Origin of the sequence: Vreelandella aquamarina, assembly GCF_900110265.1 — a bacterium.
GTDB lineage: Bacteria > Pseudomonadota > Gammaproteobacteria > Pseudomonadales > Halomonadaceae > Vreelandella > Vreelandella aquamarina.
The window spans coordinates 1-23,336 of sequence record NZ_FODB01000057.1 but is presented as its reverse complement, the minus strand read 5'-3'; the positions used below and the strand labels follow the sequence as shown (position 1 = coordinate 23,336).

22 protein-coding genes and 1 pseudogene are annotated in these 23,336 nt (G+C 56.3%); 22 read left to right on the top strand and 1 reads right to left on the bottom strand.

Annotated features, from left to right (window positions below; genetic code table 11):
- The first annotated feature begins 815 nt into the window (after positions 1-815).
- The 14 genes from mnmG (at position 816) to mgtE (ending at position 13,901) form a co-directional block, all read left to right on the top strand.
- Positions 816-2,720 carry a tRNA uridine-5-carboxymethylaminomethyl(34) synthesis enzyme MnmG gene (mnmG, locus tag BMY49_RS14215; RefSeq protein WP_089675881.1) on the top strand — a complete coding sequence of 635 codons (1,905 nt, stop codon included), beginning with the start codon at positions 816-818 and terminating at the stop codon, positions 2,718-2,720.
- Positions 2,717-3,382, top strand: coding sequence for a 16S rRNA (guanine(527)-N(7))-methyltransferase RsmG (gene rsmG / locus BMY49_RS14210; protein WP_054640718.1), 666 nt, complete (start codon positions 2,717-2,719; stop codon positions 3,380-3,382). The genes mnmG and rsmG overlap by 4 nt, the downstream gene beginning before the upstream one ends.
- Entirely contained in the window at positions 3,382-4,149 is a 768-nt protein-coding gene (locus BMY49_RS14205) for a ParA family protein (RefSeq protein WP_044628598.1), read from the top strand. Before rsmG ends, BMY49_RS14205 begins: the two co-directional genes overlap by 1 nt.
- Positions 4,150-4,204: 55 nt before the next feature.
- The gene (locus BMY49_RS14200) at positions 4,205-5,134 is read left to right on the top strand and encodes a ParB/RepB/Spo0J family partition protein (RefSeq protein WP_062361056.1); all 930 of its coding nucleotides are present in this window, start codon (positions 4,205-4,207) and stop codon (positions 5,132-5,134) included.
- Positions 5,135-5,355: 221 nt separating this feature from the next.
- On the top strand, positions 5,356-5,748 hold the full coding sequence (locus BMY49_RS14195; protein WP_044628600.1) for an ATP synthase subunit I: 393 nt from the start codon (positions 5,356-5,358) through the stop codon (positions 5,746-5,748).
- A gap of 16 nt (positions 5,749-5,764) precedes the next feature.
- A complete protein-coding gene (atpB, locus tag BMY49_RS14190) occupies positions 5,765-6,592 on the top strand; it encodes a F0F1 ATP synthase subunit A (protein ID WP_044628644.1) in 828 nt (275 codons plus the stop codon).
- Between the two features lie 65 nt (positions 6,593-6,657).
- Positions 6,658-6,885: a F0F1 ATP synthase subunit C gene (gene atpE, locus BMY49_RS14185; RefSeq protein ID WP_007112217.1), complete on the top strand. Its 228-nt coding sequence runs from the start codon at positions 6,658-6,660 to the stop codon at positions 6,883-6,885.
- 76 nt (positions 6,886-6,961) lie between these two features.
- A complete protein-coding gene (locus tag BMY49_RS14180) occupies positions 6,962-7,432 on the top strand; it encodes a F0F1 ATP synthase subunit B (RefSeq protein WP_044628601.1) in 471 nt (156 codons plus the stop codon).
- Between the two features lie 11 nt (positions 7,433-7,443).
- Entirely contained in the window at positions 7,444-7,977 is a 534-nt protein-coding gene (locus BMY49_RS14175; RefSeq protein WP_089675880.1) for a F0F1 ATP synthase subunit delta, read from the top strand.
- 16 nt (positions 7,978-7,993) lie between these two features.
- The gene (gene atpA / locus BMY49_RS14170) at positions 7,994-9,538 is read left to right on the top strand and encodes a F0F1 ATP synthase subunit alpha (RefSeq protein ID WP_044628603.1); all 1,545 of its coding nucleotides are present in this window, start codon (positions 7,994-7,996) and stop codon (positions 9,536-9,538) included.
- 65 nt (positions 9,539-9,603) lie between these two features.
- A complete protein-coding gene (gene atpG / locus BMY49_RS14165) occupies positions 9,604-10,491 on the top strand; it encodes a F0F1 ATP synthase subunit gamma (RefSeq protein ID WP_089675879.1) in 888 nt (295 codons plus the stop codon).
- A gap of 76 nt (positions 10,492-10,567) precedes the next feature.
- A complete protein-coding gene (gene atpD, locus BMY49_RS14160) occupies positions 10,568-11,947 on the top strand; it encodes a F0F1 ATP synthase subunit beta (protein WP_058577336.1) in 1,380 nt (459 codons plus the stop codon).
- A gap of 24 nt (positions 11,948-11,971) precedes the next feature.
- Positions 11,972-12,400, top strand: a complete 429-nt coding sequence (locus BMY49_RS14155) for a F0F1 ATP synthase subunit epsilon (RefSeq protein WP_089675878.1) — start codon at positions 11,972-11,974, stop codon at positions 12,398-12,400.
- A gap of 118 nt (positions 12,401-12,518) precedes the next feature.
- On the top strand, positions 12,519-13,901 hold the full coding sequence (gene mgtE, locus BMY49_RS14150) for a magnesium transporter (protein WP_089675877.1): 1,383 nt from the start codon (positions 12,519-12,521) through the stop codon (positions 13,899-13,901).
- A 16-nt stretch (positions 13,902-13,917) separates the two neighbouring features.
- Here mgtE and BMY49_RS14145 read toward each other — a convergent pair whose 3' ends face one another.
- On the bottom strand, positions 13,918-15,111 hold the full coding sequence (locus BMY49_RS14145) for a cation diffusion facilitator family transporter (protein WP_044628608.1): 1,194 nt from the start codon (positions 15,109-15,111) through the stop codon (positions 13,918-13,920).
- Between the two features lie 193 nt (positions 15,112-15,304).
- Here BMY49_RS14145 and BMY49_RS14140 point away from each other — a divergent pair, with 193 nt between their 5' ends.
- The 8 genes and pseudogenes from BMY49_RS14140 to BMY49_RS14105 all read left to right on the top strand — a co-directional run.
- Positions 15,305-16,105 carry an undecaprenyl-diphosphate phosphatase gene (locus tag BMY49_RS14140; protein WP_089675876.1) on the top strand — a complete coding sequence of 267 codons (801 nt, stop codon included), beginning with the start codon at positions 15,305-15,307 and terminating at the stop codon, positions 16,103-16,105.
- Positions 16,106-16,131: 26 nt separating this feature from the next.
- Positions 16,132-17,250 carry an FAD:protein FMN transferase gene (locus tag BMY49_RS14135; protein ID WP_089675875.1) on the top strand — a complete coding sequence of 373 codons (1,119 nt, stop codon included), beginning with the start codon at positions 16,132-16,134 and terminating at the stop codon, positions 17,248-17,250.
- 1 nt (position 17,251) lies between these two features.
- Complete coding sequence (gene glmU / locus BMY49_RS14130; protein ID WP_089675874.1) at positions 17,252-18,619, top strand: bifunctional UDP-N-acetylglucosamine diphosphorylase/glucosamine-1-phosphate N-acetyltransferase GlmU; 1,368 nt, start codon at positions 17,252-17,254, stop codon at positions 18,617-18,619.
- 53 nt (positions 18,620-18,672) lie between these two features.
- Positions 18,673-20,499 carry a glutamine--fructose-6-phosphate transaminase (isomerizing) gene (gene glmS, locus BMY49_RS14125; protein ID WP_089675873.1) on the top strand — a complete coding sequence of 609 codons (1,827 nt, stop codon included), beginning with the start codon at positions 18,673-18,675 and terminating at the stop codon, positions 20,497-20,499.
- Positions 20,500-20,700: 201 nt separating this feature from the next.
- A complete protein-coding gene (locus tag BMY49_RS14120) occupies positions 20,701-20,976 on the top strand; it encodes a type II toxin-antitoxin system RelE/ParE family toxin (RefSeq protein WP_089675872.1) in 276 nt (91 codons plus the stop codon).
- Between the two features lie 16 nt (positions 20,977-20,992).
- Entirely contained in the window at positions 20,993-21,298 is a 306-nt protein-coding gene (locus BMY49_RS14115) for a HigA family addiction module antitoxin (RefSeq protein ID WP_089675871.1), read from the top strand.
- 216 nt (positions 21,299-21,514) lie between these two features.
- Complete coding sequence (nhaD, locus tag BMY49_RS14110) at positions 21,515-22,981, top strand: sodium:proton antiporter NhaD (RefSeq protein WP_044628613.1); 1,467 nt, start codon at positions 21,515-21,517, stop codon at positions 22,979-22,981.
- A 129-nt stretch (positions 22,982-23,110) separates the two neighbouring features.
- A pseudogene (locus BMY49_RS14105) lies at positions 23,111-23,336 on the top strand (IS256 family transposase); the annotation flags it as partial.

Below are 23,336 nucleotides of genomic sequence, written 5' to 3'. Positions count from 1 at the left end.
CGACACCGTGAGGTGTCGGGATGGGCGAACAGGAGTCAGCAGAGGCCATATTAGGCTCTCTAACCAAGAGCTGAAGGGCTGAACCTGTCACGAGTGGATAGTTGACCACTCTCTGATGTGTACGAGCAGAAGCCTCCCCGGAGGGCTCTCGATAACTGTATGGCGGGCCGGAAGCCCAAAGACTGTCGAAGCGCTCAGAGCACACAGGCGAGCGGATTCAGCGGAACGAAGCTCAGCCCGATAATGGGGGACAGGAACCGCCGTGGTACGGATCCGTTTGCCCGGTGGTGTGAGAGGACGGGGGAGGCGACTCCCCCTCCTACTCGATCCTGTGGATACTATTTTTTACACGCTCCTCGCTACTTCGCCACGAAGCCCACCATGAGCGCTTATCAGCATGATTTGAGTATGTGAAGCAGGTTGTTCACAGGTGCGGTAACAAGCCAGGTACCCAGCGGTGGATAACCCGTTGTCAGTCAGCCTTGTGGGTAAGTCGCACTTTCATCCACAGCTCCAACACCGCTTCTACGCAGGCACTCCGCTGCTTAATCACCTAAAGGTCAACAATGTAAAATACTGATAAAGCTAGCGTTAGTAGACTTATCAACAGATTTTGTCCACACCAGTAGTTACTACATCAACAGAACTTCTCTTATTTATTTTTATTTTGTTATTAATAAAGACTGAACCCTTTGGTTGGGGTGTGGAAAAACCTGACGGTTACCCACAGGAGGTTTATACTGGCGGGCTTATTCCAACAGCACCGATATGCTGACCACATCATCCGTGCCAACAGGCGCAAGACGAGGTGTCTCTTGAACTACCCCGACCGCTTTGACGTGATTGTCATCGGCGGTGGCCATGCGGGAACTGAAGCCGCACTGGCCTCTGCTCGTATGGGCTGTCAAACCCTATTGCTAACTCACAACATCGAGACGCTTGGCCAAATGTCGTGCAATCCCGCCATTGGCGGCATCGGCAAAAGCCATTTGGTGAAAGAAATTGATGCGCTCGGCGGTGCAATGGGGCTAGCCACGGATTTAGGCGGCATCCAGTTTCGCGTGCTCAACGCACGCAAAGGGCCAGCGGTACGTGCAACCCGTGCCCAAGCCGACCGTATCCGCTACAAAGCCGCCATTCGCGGCATGCTGGAAAACCAGCCCAACCTGACGATTTTTCAGCAGGCGGCAGGTGATCTCATTGTGGATAACGACACTGTGCGCGGCGTCGTAACTGAAACCGGCATTCGTTTTCACGCGGAATCGGTCGTGCTCTCAACCGGTACTTTCCTGGGTGGCGTTATCCACATCGGGTTGGATCAAAGCCGCGGAGGCCGCGCGGGTGATCCGCCCTCCAACGCGCTGGCAGAACGACTGCGTGCGTTGCCGTTTCATGTTGACCGGCTCAAAACTGGCACGCCGCCGCGTATCGATGCCAAAACCGTCGATTTTTCGCAGTTGGAAGAGCAGCCGGGCGATACCCCAACGCCGGTGATGTCTTACCTCGGCTCCCGGGAGATGCATCCCCAGCAGGTGAGCTGCCATATCGCCCACACCAACGAGCGCACGCACGAGATTATTCTGGGTAACTTGGATCGCTCGCCAATGTACTCTGGCGTGATTGAAGGGATCGGCCCGCGCTACTGCCCCTCGATTGAAGATAAAGTGCACCGCTTTGCCGACAAATCGAGCCATCAGGTGTTCATCGAGCCTGAAGGCCTGGATACCCACGAGCTCTATCCCAACGGCATCTCGACCTCGCTGCCGTTTGATGTGCAGCTGCAGGTGGTGCGCTCGATCAAAGGGTTAGAAAACGCACACATCACGCGTCCTGGCTATGCCATTGAGTACGATTTCTTTGATCCGCGGGATTTGAAACACTCGCTGGAAACCAAATTTATCCACAACCTGTTTTTTGCCGGGCAAATCAACGGCACAACTGGTTATGAAGAAGCAGGTGCCCAGGGGCTACTGGCGGGCTTAAACGCCGCTCGCCGCGCTAAACAGCTCGACGCTTGGTACCCCCGCCGTGATGAAGCCTACCTCGGCGTTTTGGTAGACGACTTAATCACCATGGGCACCAAAGAGCCCTACCGCATGTTTACTTCGCGGGCGGAATATCGACTGCTGCTGCGTGAAGACAATGCCGATCTGCGCCTGACCGAAAAAGGCCGCAAGCTAGGCTTAGTCGACGACACGCGCTGGGCCGCATTTAGTCAAAAGCGCGAAGCCATCGAGCGGGAAACTGCACGCTTGGCCACCACTTGGGTGCAACCCAATAGCCCGGCGGCGGAAAAAATCGCTGAAAAAACCGGCAGGCCGCTACCCCGAGAGTACTGCTTAAGTGATTTGCTGAAACGCCCTGAGCTGACGTATGCCGATATTACCTCGCTCCCCGGTATGGAAAGCGGTGACGTACACGACGAAGCCGTGGCCGAACAGGTGCAAATTCAAGCCAAATATCAGGGCTATATTGATCGTCAGCAGGATGAGATCGATAAGCTTAAGCGTCATGAAGCTACGCCGCTGCCTGCGGAACTTGATTATCACCGGGTGGAAGGTCTCTCCAACGAGATTCGCCAAAAACTCAGCGACACCCGTCCAGAAACCCTTGCACATGCAGCCAGGATTTCTGGGGTAACGCCCGCAGCCATATCGATTCTGCTCGTGCATCTGAAAAAACGCCGCCTAATTACCAACGCCGAGGTGGCCAACGGATGAGTCGACTCCAGCCGCTGGTCAACAGCTTACCCAATGGCGTTGCACCACGACTTGATCAAGGCCTATCGGCGCTGGGAGTCATCATCAGCGCTGAACAGAGAGAGCAGCTGCTTGGTTTACTGGCGCTGTTGCACAAGTGGAACCGGGCTTATAACCTCACCGCAGTGCGTGATGTTGAAGAAATGGTCTCGCGTCACGTACTGGATAGCGCCGCCGTTGCTCCCTACGTTCACGGCCCAACGCTGCTGGATGTGGGGGCAGGGCCTGGGTTACCCGGCTTGGTACTCGCGATTATGAAGCCCGAACTTCAGGTGACGCTGCTGGATAGCAATGGCAAGAAAGTCCGCTTCCAGCGCCAAGCGGTGATGGAGTTGGCGCTGACGAACGTGACGCCTACTCAGGCACGGGTAGAGCAGTTCACCGGCCAGCACTTTGATCAGGTGATCTCACGTGCGTTTGCCAGTTTGGTGGATTTCGTGACGCTAACGCGCCCCCTGCCATCTGCAAATGGCCAGTGGCTAGCAATGAAAGGCCCCGGTGCTGATGACGAGCTGCGTAACCTGCCGGAAGGCATTGAACTCAGCGAGCGCCACCTGTTGAATGTACCCTTTGAAACGGCCGAGCGGCAGCTGTTGATCCTGACCCCAAAAGGAGTTGAGTAGTGAGCCAGATCATTGCCCTGACCAACCAAAAAGGCGGCGTGGGCAAGACCACTTCAGCCGTTAACCTGGCCGCCAGCCTGGCTGCTCTTGACCGCCGCGTACTCCTGGTGGACTTGGATCCACAGGGCCATGCCAGCATGGGCAGCGGGATCGACAAGTACGATCTTGAGAAAAGCGTGCTGGACGTGTTGCTTGGCGAAGCCAAAGCAGGAGAGGTTATCGTTCGCGGGCTGCCGGTTCATTACGATGTTCTACCCGGTAACGGCGACCTGACCGCCGCGGAAGTGGAATTACTGGATAGCGACCAACGTCAAAGTCGCCTATCGCTTGCACTTGCCAGCGTCGCGGACGATTACGACGTGGTGTTGATCGACTGCCCACCGTCGCTGAATATGCTGACGGTGAATGCGCTCACCGCCGCCCATGGCGTACTGATTCCGCTACAGTGTGAGTTTTACGCCCTAGAGGGGCTCTCGGCGCTGCTGGATACGGTGGAGCAGATCAAGCAAAGCGTGAATCCTGAGCTGGCCGTCTCCGGCATTTTGCGCACCATGTACGATAAGCGCACCAGTCTCACCCGAGAAGTAGATAAGCAGCTACGCGACTTTTTCGGCGATGCGCTTTTGAAAACGACGATTCCGCGCAACGTGAAAGTCGCTGAAGCGCCAAGCCACGGCGTACCGGTCACCCAATACGCGCGTTTTTCGCGGGGGAGCCAAGCCTATCGCGTGTTGGCCAAAGAGATGATTCGGCGTCTGTCGCTGTAACGGTTGCCGCTGTAGCGTTCAAAGTACATAACGTTAAAAGTACGAGGGAAAGCGAATGACGCGTAAACGCGCGCTAGGACGTGGCCTGGATGCCCTGATTGGTGCGGGCGCCCGTCGTCGTGACAGTTTAGACCTGACCGGTGGCGCAACGCTTGAGAGCGCCGACGCCCCGATGCCAGACGTGGCGGTGGATGACGCAATGGCTGAACGCCTGGAGCGTCTGCCACTTGGGCAACTGATGCGCGGGAAGTATCAGCCGCGCCGAGACATCCAGCCTGAAGCCCTGGAAGAGCTTGCCGACTCGATCCGTGCCCAAGGCGTGATGCAGCCCATCGTGGTGCGTCCGGTAGGTAAAGACCGCTATGAAATTATTGCCGGTGAGCGCCGCTGGCGCGCCGCGCAACTGGCCGAGCTGGACGTTATTCCGGCGGTCATACGCCATGTGAGTGATGAAGTCGCGCTGGCCTTAGCGCTGATTGAAAACATCCAGCGGGAAAACCTCAACGCGATTGAAGAAGCGATTGCGCTGAAGCGTTTGGGCGATGAATTTGAGCTCACTCAGCAACAGATTGCTGATGCAGTGGGTAAGTCTCGTACCCAGGTTGCCAACTTACTTCGTCTGCTGGCCCTCGACCCAGAGGTGCAAACCCTGCTAGAGCGGGGCGATTTAGATATGGGTCACGCTCGCGCACTGCTCTCGTTAACCAGTGCACAGCAGCGCCAAGTCGCCCACGAAGTGGTCAATAAAGACCTTACCGTGCGCGATACCGAAGCGCTGGTGAAAAAGGTGCAAACCAATCAGGCACCTGCGCCGACCGCCAAGCAAGCGGCCAAGACACCGGATGTGGCCCGCTTAGAAACCCACCTGGGCGAAATTCTCGGTGCGCCTGTTTCGATTGATCATGGTCAAAAAGGCAAAGGCCGAGTCACTATTCGTTATACAAGCCTTGAAGAGCTGGATGGAATTCTGGCGCACATTAAATAGCACGCTAATGAAAGATATGGCCTGTTTTTAGCCCTTTGGTCGCAAGTCGGCGCTGAAACGCGCGAATTCCGTGCAACTTCGGTTGAAGGTGTGATAGCGCTTCCCTATAATCGCGCAAGATTTGTGCAGGTTGCTTATCGATGCGCTTGAAAGGCACATCGGCAGCAACCCATCTAACGCGCTGGGGAATCATTTGCTTACTAGCGATATGTTGAAAGCTTATGCAGCGAATTGAAACCCAGCGGCAGCGAGCCTACTTCGCTCGGCTAACCGGCGCCCAGCTCGTGGTGATGCTGCTTGGAGTGCTGCTGGCTTATCCGGTAGCCCAGATGCCAGGGGTGCTATCGGTCATAACGGGAGCACTGGTAGCGTTGCTGCCACACGCTTTCTTTATACAGCGCATGGGAATTTTTGGTAAAACGCGTCGTTCTCCAGGCGCTATGGTTCTGTTTCGCGCCGAGGCAGGTAAGTTTGGTTTGACGGTGGCACTGTTTGCTTTGGTGTTCGTGGTAGTGCCTCCCTCAAACCCCGCTTTCTTTTTTAGTGCTTATGTTGCGATTGTTCTAACGCATTGGCTTGCACCTTGGTTAATGCCTGGGAAATCGCACAACTGATTGAGGTGACATGTCTATGGCCGCAGGAAACGAAGTCTCGTCGACTTACTATATCCAGCACCACTTGCAGAACCTGACCTTTGGTAAACATCCAGAGAATGGCTGGTCGCTGGCGCACTCCGCCGAAGAAGCTCGTGAAATGGGCTTTTGGGCCATTCATCTGGACACCATGGGCTGGTCGATCGCCATGGGCCTCCTGTTTATCTGGATTTTCCGTAAAGCCGGTAAAGCAGCAACAACGGGCGTTCCTAGCGGACTGCAAAACGCTGTTGAAATGGTGGTTGAGTTCATCGAGAACCTCACCCGCGCGACGTTCCATGGCCGTAACCCGGTCATTGCCCCGCTGGCACTGACGCTGTTCGTGTGGATTTTGCTCATGAACACGCTGAAAATTATTCCGGTCGACTATGGCCCTGAGCTCTTTAAACGGTTAGGCGTTGAGTACATGAAAATTGTACCGACCACGGACCCGAACGCCACGCTGGGTATGGCGCTGGGCGTGTTCTGCCTGATTATTTACTACAGCATTAAAGTCAAAGGTGCCGGTGGTTTTGCCAAAGAGCTGTCGCTTACGCCGTTCAATCACTGGGCGCTGATCCCTTTCAACCTGGTACTTGAAGTGATTGGCCTGCTGGTGAAGCCGTTAGGCCTTGGCCTGCGTCTGTTCGGTAACATGTTTGCCGGTGAAGTTATCTTTATTCTGATTGCTCTACTGCCGTTCTGGGCAATCTGGCTGTTGGACGTGCCATGGGCCATCTTCCACATCCTTGTGGTAACGCTGCAGGCCTTTATTTTCACCACGCTGTCGGTTGTATACCTCAGCGCGGCGCACGAACATCACTAAACCAAGCAACGACGTTTTCATTAACCCTCAACCCTTAACCAAAACTTAAACTCAGGAGCAACATCATGGAAATGGTTTATCTCTCAGCTGCCATCATCATCGGTCTGGGCGCACTGGCTACCGGCATTGGCTTCGCTCTTCTGGGCGGCAAACTGCTTGAATCTACCGCGCGTCAGCCGGAACTGGGCGACCAGCTGCAAACCAAAACCTTCATCATGGCCGGTCTGCTTGACGCCGTTCCGATGATCGGTGTTGGTATCGCGATGTACCTGATCTTCGTTGTTGCCGGTTAATGCAGCTTAACCGAGCGGCTCTCCGCTCGGTTTTGTTTCACTCCGGTCGCCACGAATTTGTCAGAGGTACATCCCTGTGAATATCAACATGACGCTTATCGGGCAGACGATCGCCTTCGCGATCTTTGTCTGGTTTTGCATAAAGTATGTGTGGCCTCCGATCAGCAACGCGCTTCATGAGCGTCAGAAAAAGATTGCTGATGGCTTGGACGCAGCCAGCCGTGCGACTCGCGACCTTGAGTTAGCTCAAGAACGCGCTGAGCAAACGTTGCGTGAAAGCAAGGAGCAGGCTTCTCAAATTCTCGAGCAAGCCAACAAGCGCTCTGCTCAGATGATCGAAGAAGCACGCGAACAGGCTCGCGCTGAAGGCGAACGCCTGATGGCAAGCGCTCGTTCCGAAATTGAGCAAGAAGTAAATCGTGCAAAAGACGAGCTTCGTGCCCAGGTTTCTCACCTCGCCATCCTTGGTGCCGAGCGTGTATTAGAAGCTTCGGTCGACGAGAAAGCACATCGCAAGTTACTTGATGAGCTTGCTGCTGAACTGTAAGGAGGTGACCCATGGCGGAATTACTTACCGTCGCTCGTCCTTACGCTAAGGCGGCGTTTGAATACGCGCGTGATCATGAGGCGCTTGATAGCTGGTCCCAGGCGCTTGGTTTTTTAAGCACTGCGGTGGCCAATAGCGACGTTCGTCGCTTGCTGGGTAGTCCAAAGCTTGAGAACGACAAAAAGGTAGCCCTGCTTTCCGATATGTTACCGGAGCAGAATGCCGACGTGTCGCGCTTTTTGGATACCCTGGCTGACCAAGGTCGCTTGTTGGCCCTGCCCTTCATTGCTGAACAGTTCGAGCACCTGCGTGCCGAACATGAGCAGCGTGTTGAAGTGCTGGTGACGTCCGCCTATGCGCTGGACAACCAACAGCAGACCAAGCTAGCAACCGCGCTCAAGAAACGTCTGAATCGCGAAATCTCCATTACTACTCAGGTGGACAAGGCGCTGATTGGCGGTGTCATCCTGCGTGCCGGCGATACCGTCATTGACGGTTCGGTGCGTGGTCGATTGAACCGACTTTCCGAAGCGCTGACCGCTTGAGTCTGAGGGACATGGCATGCAGCAACTGAATCCTTCCGAGATCAGCGACATCATCAAGCAGCGAATTGAGAAGCTTGACGTCGCATCCGAAGCCCGTAATCAGGGCACCATCGTCAGCGTTTCCGACGGTATCGTGAAAATTCACGGCCTCGAAGACGCGATGTTTGGTGAAATGATCGAATTCCCCAACAGCATCTTTGGCATGGTACTGAACCTGGAGCGTGACTCCGTCGGTGCCGTTGTCCTGGGTGACTACCTGCAGCTTGAAGAAGGCATGACCGCTCAGTGTACCGGTCGCATTCTTGAAGTTCCGGTAGGCCCTGAGCTGATTGGTCGTGTTGTCGATGCGCTGGGTAATCCCATCGATGGCAAGGGCGATATCAACGCTAAAATGACCGACGCGGTAGAAAAAGTAGCGCCCGGCGTTATCACCCGTCAGTCCGTTGATGAGCCGATCCAAACTGGTTTGAAATCTATCGACGCTATGGTGCCGATCGGTCGTGGTCAGCGTGAGCTGATCATCGGTGACCGTCAGATTGGTAAATCTGCCATTGCCATCGATGCGATCATCAACCAGAAAGGCAAGGGCGTTACCTGTGTCTACGTAGCGATCGGTCAGAAGCAGTCGACCATTGCTAACGTCGTTCGCAAGCTCGAAGAGCACGGCGCGCTGGAACACACCATCATCGTCGCTGCAGGTGCTGCCGACCCGGCACCGATGCAGTTCCTGGCCGCTTACTCTGGCTGCACCATGGGCGAGTACTTCCGTGACCGTGGTGAAGACGCGCTGATCGTGTATGACGATCTTTCCAAGCAGGCCGTTGCGTACCGTCAGGTATCGCTGCTGCTGCGTCGTCCGCCGGGCCGTGAAGCTTACCCGGGTGACGTTTTCTATCTCCACTCACGTCTGCTGGAGCGCGCTGCGCGTGTTAACGCTGACTACGTTGAGAAGTTCACCAACGGTGAAGTGAAAGGCAAAACCGGTTCCTTGACCGCACTGCCGATCATCGAAACACAAGGTGGTGACGTATCGGCGTTCGTTCCGACCAACGTTATCTCCATCACCGATGGTCAGATCTTCCTGGAAACCAACCTGTTTAACTCCGGTATTCGTCCGGCGATTAACGCAGGTCTCTCGGTTTCTCGTGTAGGTGGTGCTGCGCAGACCAAGATCATCAAGAAGCTGGGTGGCGGTGTGCGTCTGGCTCTGGCTCAGTATCGTGAACTGGCGGCATTCTCGCAGTTTGCTTCTGACCTGGATGAAGCGACCCGCAAGCAGCTCGAGCACGGTCAACGCGTTACCGAACTGATGAAGCAGAAGCAGTACTCGCCGATGTCAGTTGCAGAAATGGCGCTGTCGCTGTACGCCGCTAACGAAGGTTACCTGGATGACGTGAGCGTCGATAAGGTGCTGGACTTCGAACGTGCTCTGCACGATTACATGAAGTCTGAGCACAGCGAGTTGCTCGACAAGATCAACCAGACCGGCGACTACAACGGCGAGATTCAGGACGGCTTGAAGTCAGGTCTCGAGAAGTTCAAGGCGACTCAGAGCTGGTAATGTCCGGCCCGCCTGCGGGCGGGCTTGCATGCTTTCTGAGAGCCACGAACGAAAGGTAGATCGCTATGGCAGCTGCAAAAGAGATACGCACCCAGATCGGGAGCATTAAAAATACGCAGAAGATTACCAGCGCCATGGAAATGGTGGCTGCATCGAAAATGCGTAAAGCGCAAGATCTGATGAAGGCTGGCCAGCCGTACGCCAAGCAGATTCGTAACGTGGTAGGCCACATTGCCGACGCAAACCCCGAGTACAAGCACGACTATATGGTCGAGCGTAACGAGGTAAAGCGTGTTGGTTACATTGTGGTCTCCACCGATCGTGGCCTGTGTGGCGGCTTGAACGTCAACCTGTTCAAGGCAGTGGTGAAAGACGCCGTTGCCTGGAAACAGCAAGGCGCTGAGCTGGACTTCTGTGCCCTCGGTTCGAAAGCTGGTGCTTTCTTCCGTAACTATGGCGGCAACTTGATTGCGGCCAAGAGCGGACTGGGGGAAGCACCGACCGTTGAGGGTCTGATCGGTAGTGTCAAGGTCATGCTCGAAGCGTATGACGAAGGACGCCTGGATCGTCTGTACGTGGTGTATAACGAGTTCGTCAACACCATGACCCAGCGGCCCGTCGTGCGTCAGCTTCTTCCGCTGTCGCCTGACATGGGCGATGACGCTAAGCATGACGAAGAAAACGCCCGTCCCGGAAGCTGGGACTACCTGTATGAACCGGATGCCAAGGCGTTGTTAGACGGCCTGTTGGTTCGATTCATCGAATCGCAGGTGTATCAGGCGGTAGTCGAAAACGGTGCGTGCGAACAGGCCGCCCGAATGATCGCTATGAAGAGTGCCACTGATAACGCGGGCAACCTGATCGACGATCTGGAGATGGTGTACAACAAGGCCCGTCAGGCCGCCATCACCCAGGAAATTTCCGAGATCGTCGGCGGCGCTTCAGCCGTATAACGCCAAGGGAGCCTGCCATCGCTAAGGTGGCTCCCGGCAAACAGGTTTCATTTGCAGGTTTTTGAGAGGAACCAAGATGAGCGGACGTATCGTACAAATCATCGGCGCGGTGATTGACGTAGAGTTTCCGCGGGACTCTGTGCCCAAGGTCTACGACGCGCTGAAGGTCTCCAACGTTGAGACCATCCTCGAAGTCCAGCAGCAGCTGGGCGACGGCGTAGTACGCGCCATTGCCATGGGCTCCACCGAGGGCTTGAAACGTGGCTTGGACGTAACCAACACAGGTGCCGCGATTTCCGTACCGGTCGGTAAGGAAACGCTGGGTCGCATCATGAACGTACTCGGCGAGCCGATCGACGAAGCAGGTGAGATCGGTGAGCAAGAGCGTATGCCGATCCACCGAAAAGCGCCGAGCTATGCCGATCAGGCAGCGTCTAACGAGCTGCTCGAGACCGGTATCAAGGTCATCGATCTGGTCTGCCCCTTCGCGAAAGGCGGTAAGGTTGGTCTGTTCGGCGGTGCGGGTGTTGGTAAAACCGTTAACATGATGGAGCTTATCCGCAACATCGCCACCGAGCACAGCGGCTACTCTGTATTCGCTGGTGTCGGTGAGCGTACGCGTGAGGGTAACGACTTCTATCATGAAATGACCGAATCCAACGTTATCGACAAGGTAGCGCTGGTCTACGGTCAGATGAACGAGCCACCCGGTAACCGTCTTCGCGTGGCGCTGACCGGTTTGACCATTGCGGAAAAATTCCGTGATGAAGGCCGCGACGTTCTGCTGTTCGTCGACAACATCTACCGTTACACCCTGGCCGGTACCGAAGTATCCGCCCTGCTGGGTCGTATGCCGTCTGCGGTAGGTTATCAGCCGACGCTGGCCGAAGAGATGGGCGTTCTGCAGGAACGTATCACCTCGACCAAAACGGGCTCTATCACTTCCGTACAGGCCGTTTACGTCCCGGCGGATGACTTGACCGACCCATCGCCAGCCACCACCTTCTCGCACCTAGATGCGACCGTGGTACTGGCGCGTTCCATCGCCGAGCTGGGTATCTACCCCGCGATCGACCCGCTGGACTCCACCTCGCGTCAGCTGGACCCGCTGGTCGTCGGTGAAGAGCACTACGACGTAGCGCGTGGCGTTCAGAACGTTCTGCAGCGTTACAAGGAACTGAAGGACATCATCGCGATTCTGGGTATGGACGAGCTGTCTGACGAAGACAAGCTGGCCGTTGCCCGTGCGCGTAAGATCCAGCGCTTCCTGTCGCAGCCGTTCTTCGTGGCCGAGGTCTTCACGGGCTCGCCCGGTAAGTACGTGTCGCTGAAAGACACCATTCGTGGCTTCCAGGGCATCCTCGCGGGTGACTACGACGATCTGCCGGAACAGGCCTTCTACATGGTCGGCTCCATCGACGAAGCTGTCGAAAAAGCCAACCAGATGAAGAAGTAATCCCATCCATTAGGGGGATTCGCTATGGCGAATAGCTTCACTTGCAATATCGTCAGCGCAGAAGCATCCATCTTCTCAGGTAAGGTTGAGCAGGTGATTGCTTCCGGGATGATGGGTGACCTCGGCATTTTGCCGGGGCACGCCCCGCTGCTGACCGAGCTTCAGCCGGGCCCGATCCGCGTGATCCACGATGATGGCAAGGAAGAGAACTTCTTTGTCTCTGGCGGCTTCATGGAAGTCCAGCCAGATGTCGTGACGATCCTGGCAGACGCTGCGGCGCGTGCCAGCGACCTCGACGAGGCCGCTGCCGAGGAAGCGCGTCAGCAGGCGCTGAAAGCCTTTAACGAGAAGTCAGCGGAGCTGGATTATACCCGTGCTGCCGCTGAACTTGCCGAAGCCGTTGCACAGCTGCGAACGATTCAGCAGCTGCGTAAAAAGGCGGGTAAAGGCTAATTAGACGCTCTGCGTAATCAAACGCCCCTTAAACCCGATTCAGGGTTTAAGGGGCGTTTTTTTTGTCTGTTAATATGCGGGTGAGTCATCCCAGAGTTGAACGTCTCAGGAGCGAGCGATGGCGCTAAACGAAGAAGCCTTACAGGCGTTGAAGACCGAGCTTCTCGATGAGCTGGTCAAGGAAGATCCCAGTAAGTCGCAATTGGCGGAACGCCTCGCCGAAATCCGCTCGGCTGATATTGGTGAAGTGCTCGAAGAGCTGATCGAAGAGGATGAAGAGTTAAGCGCCGCTTTGATGGTGTTGGACATTCTCTCCACCGAGCGAGCCGCCAATGTGCTGGGCTATCTACCCAAAGAGAGCCAGCTCGAGGTGGTGGGAGAGCTGTCCGATAGCCAGGTGCTCAAACTGCTCGAAGAGATGGGCTCCGACGAGCGGGCGGATTTGTTCAACCGGCTTGGGGAAGACCGTCGCGAAGCGCTGTTGCGTCGTATGGCGCACCAGGAGCGCGAGGATCTCAAGCGCTTGGCGAGCTATGAAGAGGGCACTGCCGGCGCCATCATGACCTCTGACTATGTTGCCATAGCCAGTGGCATGACGGTGTCACAAGCAATGATGCGCGTGCGCCAAACCGCCCCTGATGCAGAAACGGTCTACCAGCTTTACGTGCTGGATAATGACGGCCATCTGATCGGCACCATGTCGCTGCGTCAACTGATGGTCGCGCGCCCTGGGGCGTTGGTGGATGACATCATGATCAAAGATGTCATCAAAATCCCTGTGGATAAAGCGCAGGAGGAGGTGGCGAGAATTGTGGCTCGGTACGACTTGCTGGCGCTGCCTGTGGTTGATGCCGATGGCCGTATGGTAGGCATCGTGACTCACGATGATGCCATGGATGTTGCTGAGTCAGAGGCCACCGAAGATATCCACAAAGGGATGTCCATCGGTCAGCTAGAGGATGGCGTGAGCCGGGTACCGCTGTGGAGTCTTTACCGCAAACGCGTGTTTTGGCTGGTCTTACTGGTCTTTGCCAACCTGTTTTCGGGGGCTGGTATTGCGTACTTCGAAGATACCATTGCCGCCCAGGTCGCTCTGGTATTCTTCCTGCCGCTGTTGATTGGCAGTGGCGGTAATGCCGGTGCGCAGGCCGCCACGCTGATGGTGCGCGGCATGGCCACCGGCGACGTAGGCGTGAAGGATTGGAGCAAGATGCTGGGGCGTGAGCTGTTGGTGGCTGGTTCATTGGGGTTAACCATGGCTATTGCCGTCGCCCCCATTGGGATTTTTCGTGGCGGGGAAGCGGTGGCCATAATCGTGGCGCTCAGCATGGTGACCATCGTGCTGTTTGGCAGCTTGATCGGCATGTGCTTGCCGTTCGTTTTGGAGCGCTTCAAAGTAGACCCCGCGACGGCCTCGGCTCCGCTGGTGACCACGCTGATCGACGCCACCGGCGTACTGATTTACTTCAGTATTGCAACGGCCATACTTGCCGGCGTCTGACCTGGGTTAGGGTAGCCTAGCGCATGGCGCTGCTGGCCGCCCGGGTAATGAACATGACCTCCACATGACCCAGCCACTCGATGTCGCTGGCGAGCGCCTTGAGCTGGCTCGCCAAACACTGAGGCGGCTGGTGAACGGCGTCGCCAATAATCAGCGATACCGATACCTTATCTTCTAAGTAGTGGAGCTGTAGCTCGTTCAGCGTGCGCCATACCGGATGTTTGTACCAGCGCTCGTTCAGCGCCGCTTCCACTTCTGGACGCAGCGGCAGGCCTGGTAGGCGGCTCGGGTCGCCTTCACCGGCGTCATCTTCTGGGTCAACGTGGAAGATAACATCTGTGAGCAAAGGAAACTCGTGGCGCAAACGGCGGCTCACTTCATTACCGATTTCATGAGCTTCCGAGACGGTAATTTTAGGCCCCACCACCACATGCAGATCGACCATCACCCAACCTGCCGATTGACGGGTGCGCAGGTCGTGCACGCTATCCACGCCGGGGACGCTACACGCCACGTCATGCATCTGCTGCTGTACTGTTTCGGGGAGTGCGGTGTCGACCAGTTCGCGAGCGGACTCCCACAACAGGTCTAAACCCACTTTACCGACCATCAGGCCAACGATAATGGCGGCCACAGCATCTAGCCAGCCCAAGCCAAACTGTGCGCCTACTAAAGCCACCAGCACCACGGCGGTTGAAAGTGCGTCGCTGCGCGAGTGCCAAGCGTTGGCTTCTAAAAGCTTGGATTTCAAGCGTTTCGCGACCCGCATGGTGTAGCGAAAAATCCACTCTTTGCTAATCAGTGCCAGTATGGCGATGACGATCGCAAGCGCCCCCGGGGCGCCCACTTCTGTGCCGCTCAACAGGCGATCCACGCTTGACCACGCAATACCCCCCGCCACGAAGATTAGGACGCTGCCTAATAGCAGCGTGGTGAGGGTTTCGATTCGGCCATGGCCGTAGTGGTGGTCGTTGTCGGGCTCCTGGCGGCCATAGTGGATAGCAGCCAGTACAAAACCATCGGTGACAAGATCAGAGAGCGAGTGAATACCATCGGCAATCAGCGCAGCAGAGCCGACAAAAAAACCAACGGCGACTTTGATAATGCTCAGCAAACCGTCCAGCCAAGCGCCGATATAGGTTACGCGCTTAGCCTCTTGGCTATCTAACTCGCGATTGGGAACCACTGGCGTTTCTACGGTCTGAGTCATGAGGTACCTGCAGGGACGCATACTTCCATTAGATGCCCATTGTAGCTTACCGCCGGGCAAGCTCTATACCCTCTTGTGCATTCTCAGGCGTTACCGGTGCGGACAATGAAAGTTGGGATGTGTATCCTAAGCGCCGCTGCAGGTGAGACGACCTCATTTCATAACGCAACACAGAACATAGACAGGACGACCTATGGATTGGCTCCAAGTGGTAGTATTGGCGGTGGTGCAGGGGCTCACTGAATTTCTTCCGATTTCCAGCTCCGCTCATCTGATTTTGGTGCCGGTGCTCACCACCTGGGAAGACCAAGGTCTCGCGTTCGATGTGGCACTCCACTTGGGTAGCTTGAGCGCCGTCGTCCTCTATTTTCGCCAGGAAATTTGGCAAATGATCGCCAGCAGCCTCACGGCGGTAAGAGGCAGCGGCGTCAATGAGGATGCGCGTCTAGCGTTTTGGGTAGTCGTGGCCACCTTGCCGGTGTGCATCGTCGGCTTTCTCCTCCATGACCTGATCGCAGGCTACATGCGCTCGACGCTGATCATCGGCCTTAGCCTGATAGGGTTCGGCTTACTGCTTGGCTACGCCGACTGGAAAATGCGCGGTACCCGCAGCGAGTATCAGTTGACGCTAAAAGACGTGCTGATCATCGGCGGCGCTCAAGTGTTGGCGTTGATCCCCGGTACGTCGCGCTCGGGGATCACGATGACCGCGGCGCTGATGGTTGGCATGAATCGAGAAGGCGCCGCGCGCTTCTCGTTTTTGCTCTCGATTCCCGTCATCGTGCTCGCCGGTGGCCTCGAAGCGGTGAATCTCGTCAAAGCGCCTCACTCGATCGACGTACCCGCTATGCTAATAGGGGCGCTTTTATCGGGTATCAGCGCCTTCGTGTGTATTCACTACTTTCTCGTCGTAATCAAAAAGCTGGGGATGCAGCCGTTCGTGGTATACCGCGTGCTGTTTGGTGCCTGGCTACTCTGGTTTTTTCATTTCTAACCCGCGCGTTCAATGAAGGACATCGGATGAAAGGCTATCAAACTGCGTGTAGGCGACTGGGCGTCGTGGCGCTGGTGGGCGTTTTGCTGGCGGGCTGTTCAGAAAATGATCGGCCGCTGGAGTCACCAGTGCGCTTTGAAGGCGGTATTTTTGGCACCTATTATCAAATTACTCTGGTCGACCCGCTGACGCAGGGCGAAGCCAATGCTTTGGAAGAGGGCATATTGGCCGAGATGGAAGACGTTGACCAAGCGATGTCGACCTACCGTGACGATTCAGAACTAGTCGCCTTTAACGACGCGCCACTCAACGAGTGGCAGCCGCTCTCTAACGAGCTGATCGAAGTGCTGGCGATAAGCCGTTCGGTGTCGGAAGCAAGCAAAGGGGCGTTTGATATCACCATTGGCGATGTGGTGAATCTATGGAGCTTTGGTCCCGAGGCACGTCCCGAAGAGGTGCCTAGCGAGGCCGAGTTAAGCGAGCGCATGGCCACGATTGGGTTTGATGCAGTCGAGGTGGATACCCAGCGGATGCAGGCGTGTCGCCTGCGGGATGTATTTGCTGATCTCTCTGGCGTCGCCAAAGGCCACGCCACCGATCGCGTGGCGGCGTATCTGGATCAGCAGGGCATCGATAATTACCTGGTCAATATCGGTGGCGGGCTGATTGCCCGCGGTTACCGGGACATCGAAGATCAAACGCCTTGGCGTGTCGGCATTGAAGTGCCGCAAAGCGGTGTGCCGGAAGCGCAGCACGTGTTGGCGCTGGAGGGGATGTCAGTGGCCACGTCGGGCGATTATCGCAACTACTTTGAAGTCGATGGCGAGCGTTTCTCGCATCTTCTGGATCCGCGAACCGGTCAGCCCATCAAGCATCGGCTAGCGTCGGTATCGGTGTTCCACCCCTCCAATGCCTGGGCCGATGCTTGGGCCACGGCGCTTACCGTCGTGGGGAGCGAGCAGGGTATGCAGCTGGCCGTCGAAAACAACCTCAATATTTTGATGTTAGTACGTGAGGGGGAGCGTTGGCGTAGCTTGGCTAGCCCCGCCTTCGTCAACTATTTCGGTGATGCGCTGATCGACGAATTGGGCATCGAACCCTGGGCGGCGCCCACGGCGAATCGCCAAACGGAGACAGGTGAATAACATGCACGACCTCGATATCGTCATCCTTGCGGCGGGCAAAGGCACACGGATGCGCTCTCAACTTCCCAAAGTGCTGCATACGCTGGCGGGCAAGCCCATGGTGCAGCACGTGCTGGAAACGGCCAACGGCTTGAACCCTAGCCGTACTCACGTGGTGATTGGTCACGGTGCCGACCAGCTGCGTGAGGCGCTGGCGGAGTTCAAGGTCTCGTTTGCGTTGCAGGAAGAGCAGAAGGGCACCGGCCATGCGGTTGCCCAAGCTCAACCTCACTTAGGCAGCGGTATTGTACTGGTACTATATGGCGATGTGCCGCTGATTCGCCGCGATACGCTAGCTAATCTACTGGCTCAGGTGGATGAGCAACATATGGGCCTGTTAACGGTCACGTTAGATGACCCCAGCGGCTACGGCCGTATTGTGCGCGACAGCGATGGTCACGCCGTGGCGATTGTGGAACAGAAAGATGCCAACAACGAACAGCTGGCAATTACCGAGTGCAACACCGGCATCATGGCCATGACCAGCGCCCAATTGAAGCGCTGGTTACCCCAGCTATCAGCGGAAAATGCCCAGGGCGAGTACTACCTGACGGACGTTATCGCCATGGCAGCCAGCGAAGGCGTCAAGGTCGCCACGGCGCAGCCCCATAACGCCACCGAGGTAGAGGGGGTCAATAACCGCTCGCAAATGGCCCGCTTGGAGCGTGCTTACCAGCAGCAGACGGCAGAGACGCTCATGGCCCAAGGCGTTGCCTTGGCTGACCCAGCGAGAATTGATGTGCGCGGTAAGCTTACCTGCGGCCACGACGTCTTCATCGACGTAGGCTGTGTTTTTGAAGGGGACGTCGAACTTGGCGAAGGCGTGCGGGTAGGCCCCTACTGCATTATCAAAAACAGCACCATTGGCGCAGAGAGTGAGATTCACAGCCACAGCGTGATCGACACGGCCGTGGCGGCGGGTCTTAACCAGGTCGGCCCCTACGCACGGCTGCGTCCTGGCACGCGCTTAGCCGTGAAAGCCAAGGTGGGCAATTTTGTCGAAACCAAAAATGCCGACGTGGGTGAAGGTAGTAAAATCAACCATTTAAGCTACGTGGGTGATGCGCGCCTGGGGCGCGATGTGAACGTGGGCGCGGGCACCATTACCTGCAACTACGATGGCGTGAACAAACATCGCACCGAAATTGGCGATAACGCCTTCATCGGCTCCAACACTGCCTTAGTGGCACCTGTCACGGTAGGTAAGGGTGCCACTGTGGGCGCTGGTTCCACGATTGCAAAAGATGTGACTGAGTATGCATTAGCGGTCACCCGCAGCCGGCAGCTAGAGAAGCCCGACTGGCCGCGCCCGGTTAAAAAGGTTAAATAAACGTATTAGCACGTTGGATTACACGGCGTGAGAGCGCCTTAGGAGAACAAGTTATGTGTGGCATCGTCGCGGCGGTTGCGCAGCGTAATGTGCAGGGAATCTTGTTGGAAGGGCTGAAACGCTTGGAGTATCGCGGATACGATTCTTCTGGCATGACGGTGCTTAACAGCGGTGTGTTAACGCGTCACCGGGCTTTGGGCAAAGTCGCGGCACTCGCTGAACAGTTGGACGCCGCCGCGCTGCCAGGCAACAGCGGTATCGCGCATACACGCTGGGCCACCCACGGCAAACCCTCCGAGGCCAATGCCCATCCGCACCACAGCAGCGATAACGTCGCCGTGGTGCATAATGGCATTATCGAAAACTACGAGCAGATTAAAGAGATGCTGCAGGGCAGTGGATATACCTTCACCTCAGAAACTGATACCGAGGTGATTGCCCATTTGCTGGCGGACAAACTCGCTACAGGCAAGACGCTGTTTGAGGCGACACAAGAGATTGTTAGTGGCTTGGGCGGTGCCTACGCCCTGGGTGTAATGAGTGCGGCCGAGCCCGGCGTGGTCGTGGGCGCACGCCAAGGCAGCCCCTTGGTGGTAGGTGTTGGTATTGATGAAGCCTTTTTAGCCTCTGATCCGCTGGCGCTGCTTCAAGTGACCGACCGCTTTATCTATCTGGAAGAGGGCGATTTAGTCGAGCTGCGTGAGCATGGGGTGATTCGCATTGTTGATCGCCAAGGCAATGACGTTGAGCGCCCTATCCATACCTTTGAACATGGCGACGGTGCGGCTAGCAAAGGCGAATATCGTCATTACATGCTCAAAGAGATTTTTGAGCAGCCCGCCGTTATTAGTGCCGCGCTGGAAGGGCGTTTAAGTAGCCACGGCGTGTTGGTAGAGAGTTTTGGGCCGGATGCGCTGGCGCTGTTCCAGAAAACGTGCCATGTGCATATTATTGCCTGTGGCACCAGCTACCATGCTGGCATGGTCGCGCGTTACTGGTTGGAGCGCTATGCTGGGGTGCCGGTACAGGTCGAAGTGGCGTCGGAATATCGCTACCGCCACCCGGTGGTGCCGGAAGGCACGCTCTTTGTAACGCTGTCCCAGTCTGGAGAAACCGCCGATACGCTGGCAGCACTGCGCTTTGCTAAAACGCTCAACTATGTCGGCTCGCTGGCGATCTGCAACGTGCCCGGAAGCTCGCTGGTGCGGGAGTCGGACATGTCGCTGATGACCCGCGCAGGCCCCGAAATTGGTGTGGCCTCGACTAAAGCCTTTACCACCCAGTTGATTGCGCTGATGCTGTTGACGTTGTCCGTCAGTAAAGCGAAAGGCCAGCCAGAGCAGCCAGAGATCATTGGCGCTCTGCAGGCACTGCCCGCGCTCTGTCAGCAGGTGTTGGGTCTCGATCGGCAGATCGAAGTGCTTTCTCAGGCATTTGCAGAGAAGCATCACGCGCTCTTCCTGGGTCGTGGGGCGCACTACCCGATTGCTCTAGAAGGCGCACTGAAGCTCAAGGAGATCTCCTATATCCATGCGGAAGCCTATCCTGCCGGGGAGCTTAAGCACGGCCCGCTGGCGCTGGTGGATAGCGAGATGCCGGTAATTTCAGTAGCCCCGAATGATGACCTGTTGGAAAAGCTGAAATCCAACCTTCAAGAAGTGCGCGCCCGCGGCGGCCAGCTGTTTGTGTTTGCCGATCAAAAGGTAGGAATCAGCTCTCAAGATGATATCCGTGTGTTGGAACTTCCTGAAGTACACGAAGCACTGGCACCACTGCTCTACACTCTACCGTTGCAGCTGCTGAGCTATCACGTAGCGGTGCTCAAAGGCACCGATGTGGATCAACCGCGTAACCTTGCCAAGAGTGTGACCGTCGAATAAGTGCCGTGTCACAATTAATTGCAGTTGTAGGTGGAAAATAAAGTCGCATCCCTTTGGCTCTCATAACCCTTTGATTCATCGTGAACCTATGGAGCCTCCATGAGATAAAGTATCATCTTTCTAGGTTCATATGAGGCGCTATCACGCCCGCACTGTAATCTAACGCTTTACATGTGTAATCTATCAGGCTACACTAACCCCATGATCAAGACCTTCAAGAGCAAGGACCTGGCGACTCTGTGGGAAACCGGTAAATCCAAGATCGACAAGCGTATGCATAGGCGCATCCTGATCCGGTTGGCCGTGATCAACGAGGCCGCAAGCGTTGAGGAGATCAACTTACCGGGCTATAACTTCCACGGCTTGCAAGGCTTCAACCCCAAACGTTACACCGTGCATGTGAACGGTCCATGGTGCCTCACTTTTGAATTCGAGGGAGGCAACGCCTATCAGGTTGATTTTGAGCAATACCACTGAGTGAGGTGGAACCACTATGACTATTACCGCAAAGCAGAACCCCAACCTTTGCCCGCCGCACCCCGGAGAGGTGATCGAAGACATGCTGGAGGATTTGGACTTCAGCAAGAGTGCCATCGCGAGGATGCTGGGCATCTCACGCCAGCAGCTGCACGCCATCCTGGCCGCGCGTAAGCCAGTATCGCCAGAAATGGCAGCACGTCTTGGCAAGCTATTCGGCAACGGACCCAGCCTATGGCTGCGTCTTCAGGCGGCTCACGACGCCTGGCATGCCGAACGCGAAGTAGACGTCAGTGCGGTGCCTTCACTGAGTGTGGCCTGAAAGTATTCAGAAGCAGATCAGTGCTGAGCCTGCGGGGATGAATCTTTATTTCTAGGGATGAAACTTTATTTTCATCCCACAGCAGTTGGATGAATAAAGCGCTTTACAAGGTGCGTCAAAAGGCCGCATCTTATGCGCCATCGCTGCGTTGCAGCACATAGTTAGTGTGCTTATTATCGTGGCGGTATTCTCTAACCCTGCCAGGATCACGCTGCTATGAAACCACCTAACGTCCTTGCAACTCGGCATCCCGCTTGCCGCGTTGCTTGGTTGTTGACCGCACTCTGCCTCTTCGCTTTTCCTTCTCTTGCTTTTGCTGCTGCTGGCCCCCTCGATCTCACCACCTCACTTGCCGGTATTGTCTCCGTGACCATTTTCATTCTGGCCTATGCCCTGGTCATGAGTGAAGAAATCATCCACATGCGTAAATCCAAACCGGTTCTGGTGGCTGCTGGCCTGATCTGGGCTATGGTCGCGTGGGTCTACGTACAAGCAGGTATGCCCCATGAGGCAGAGAGCGCCTTCAAAGAGACGCTGCTCGAGTATACCGAGCTGCTGCTGTTCCTCCTGGTGGCGATGACGTACATCAACGCCATGGAAGAGCGTCGTGTGTTCGATGCACTGCGTGCGTGGCTGGTGCGCAAGGGGTTTAGCTACCGGAGCCTATTCTGGATTACCGGCTGTTTGGCGTTCGGTATTTCGTCCATCGCCAACAACATGACGACTGCCATGCTGATGTGTGCGGTGGTGCTAAAGGTCGCCGAGGGGGATAACAAGTTTATCAGCCTCTGCTGTGTCAACGTGGTGGTGGCCTCCAACGCCGGTGGTGCGTTCAGCCCGTTTGGCGATATCACCACACTGATGGTGTGGCAAGCCGGTCAGGTGCCTTTCGAAGGCTTCTTTGCACTGTTGGTACCTGCCATCGTGAATTTCATGGTGCCTGCGGTGATCATGAACTTTTTCATCGTCAATCGTCAGCCCGCTGCGCTCACCGAGAACGTATGGTTGAAGCGGGGCGCCCGGCGCATCATCGTACTGTTCTTGATCACCGTGGCGATCTCTGTGCTGTGCCACTCGATTCTGTACCTGCCGCCCGCTATGGGCATGATGTTTGGTCTAGGCCTGCTGCAATTCTTTGGCTATTACCTGCGTCGCAGTTTGCCCCGTTCGCTGGAGCGCAAACGTGAGCGTTACTCCCGCCGCGGAGATTGGAAAAAGCTGGAGCAGCTAGGCAGCGTGGTGCCGTTCGATATCTTCAGCCGTATCGCCCGCTCCGAGTGGGACACGCTGCTGTTCTTCTACGGGGTGGTGATGTGTGTGGGTGGCCTGGGGTTCATGGGCTATCTCAGCCTGCTTTCGGAAACGCTTTACGGCGGCTGGGACCCGGTGTGGGCCAACGTGGTGCTGGGGCTGATCTCAGCGGTGGTGGATAACATTCCAGTGATGTTCGCCGTGCTCTCCATGGCGCCGGATATGTCGGAAGGCAACTGGCTGCTGATCACTCTGACAGCCGGTGTGGGGGGCAGCCTGCTCTCCATGGGATCGGCTGCCGGGGTAGCGCTGATGGGGCAAGCCCGTGGTATCTACACGTTTGCGGTGCATTTGCGCTGGGTGCCCGCTATTTTGTTAGGTTACGTAGCCAGTATCGTGGCACACCTGCTGATCAACGCCAGTCTTTTCTAAGGCGGTTGGCTATCCTGCCTAGCCGCTTGGGAGTTAAGCTCAGTTCTTGTGTATGGAGGGCAGTAGAGAGGGTGGCGTATCCTGTTGATTGATCTCGCCAGATCACAACCAACATAGGACGGATACGCCATGAGCAATTCTACTCTCCAAGCCGTGACGCAGCCAGACACCGGCGCTACTGATCCGTTGCATGAGCTGCTGCGCAAAGGGGCCCGAGACCTGATCGCCAAGGCCGTGGAGGCGGAGTTGAGCACGTTTCTGGAGCAATATGCCGACAAGACGCTGGAAGACGGCCGCCGTGTCGTCGTCCGCAACGGCTACCTGCCGGAGCGCACCGTGCAAACCGGTATCGGCG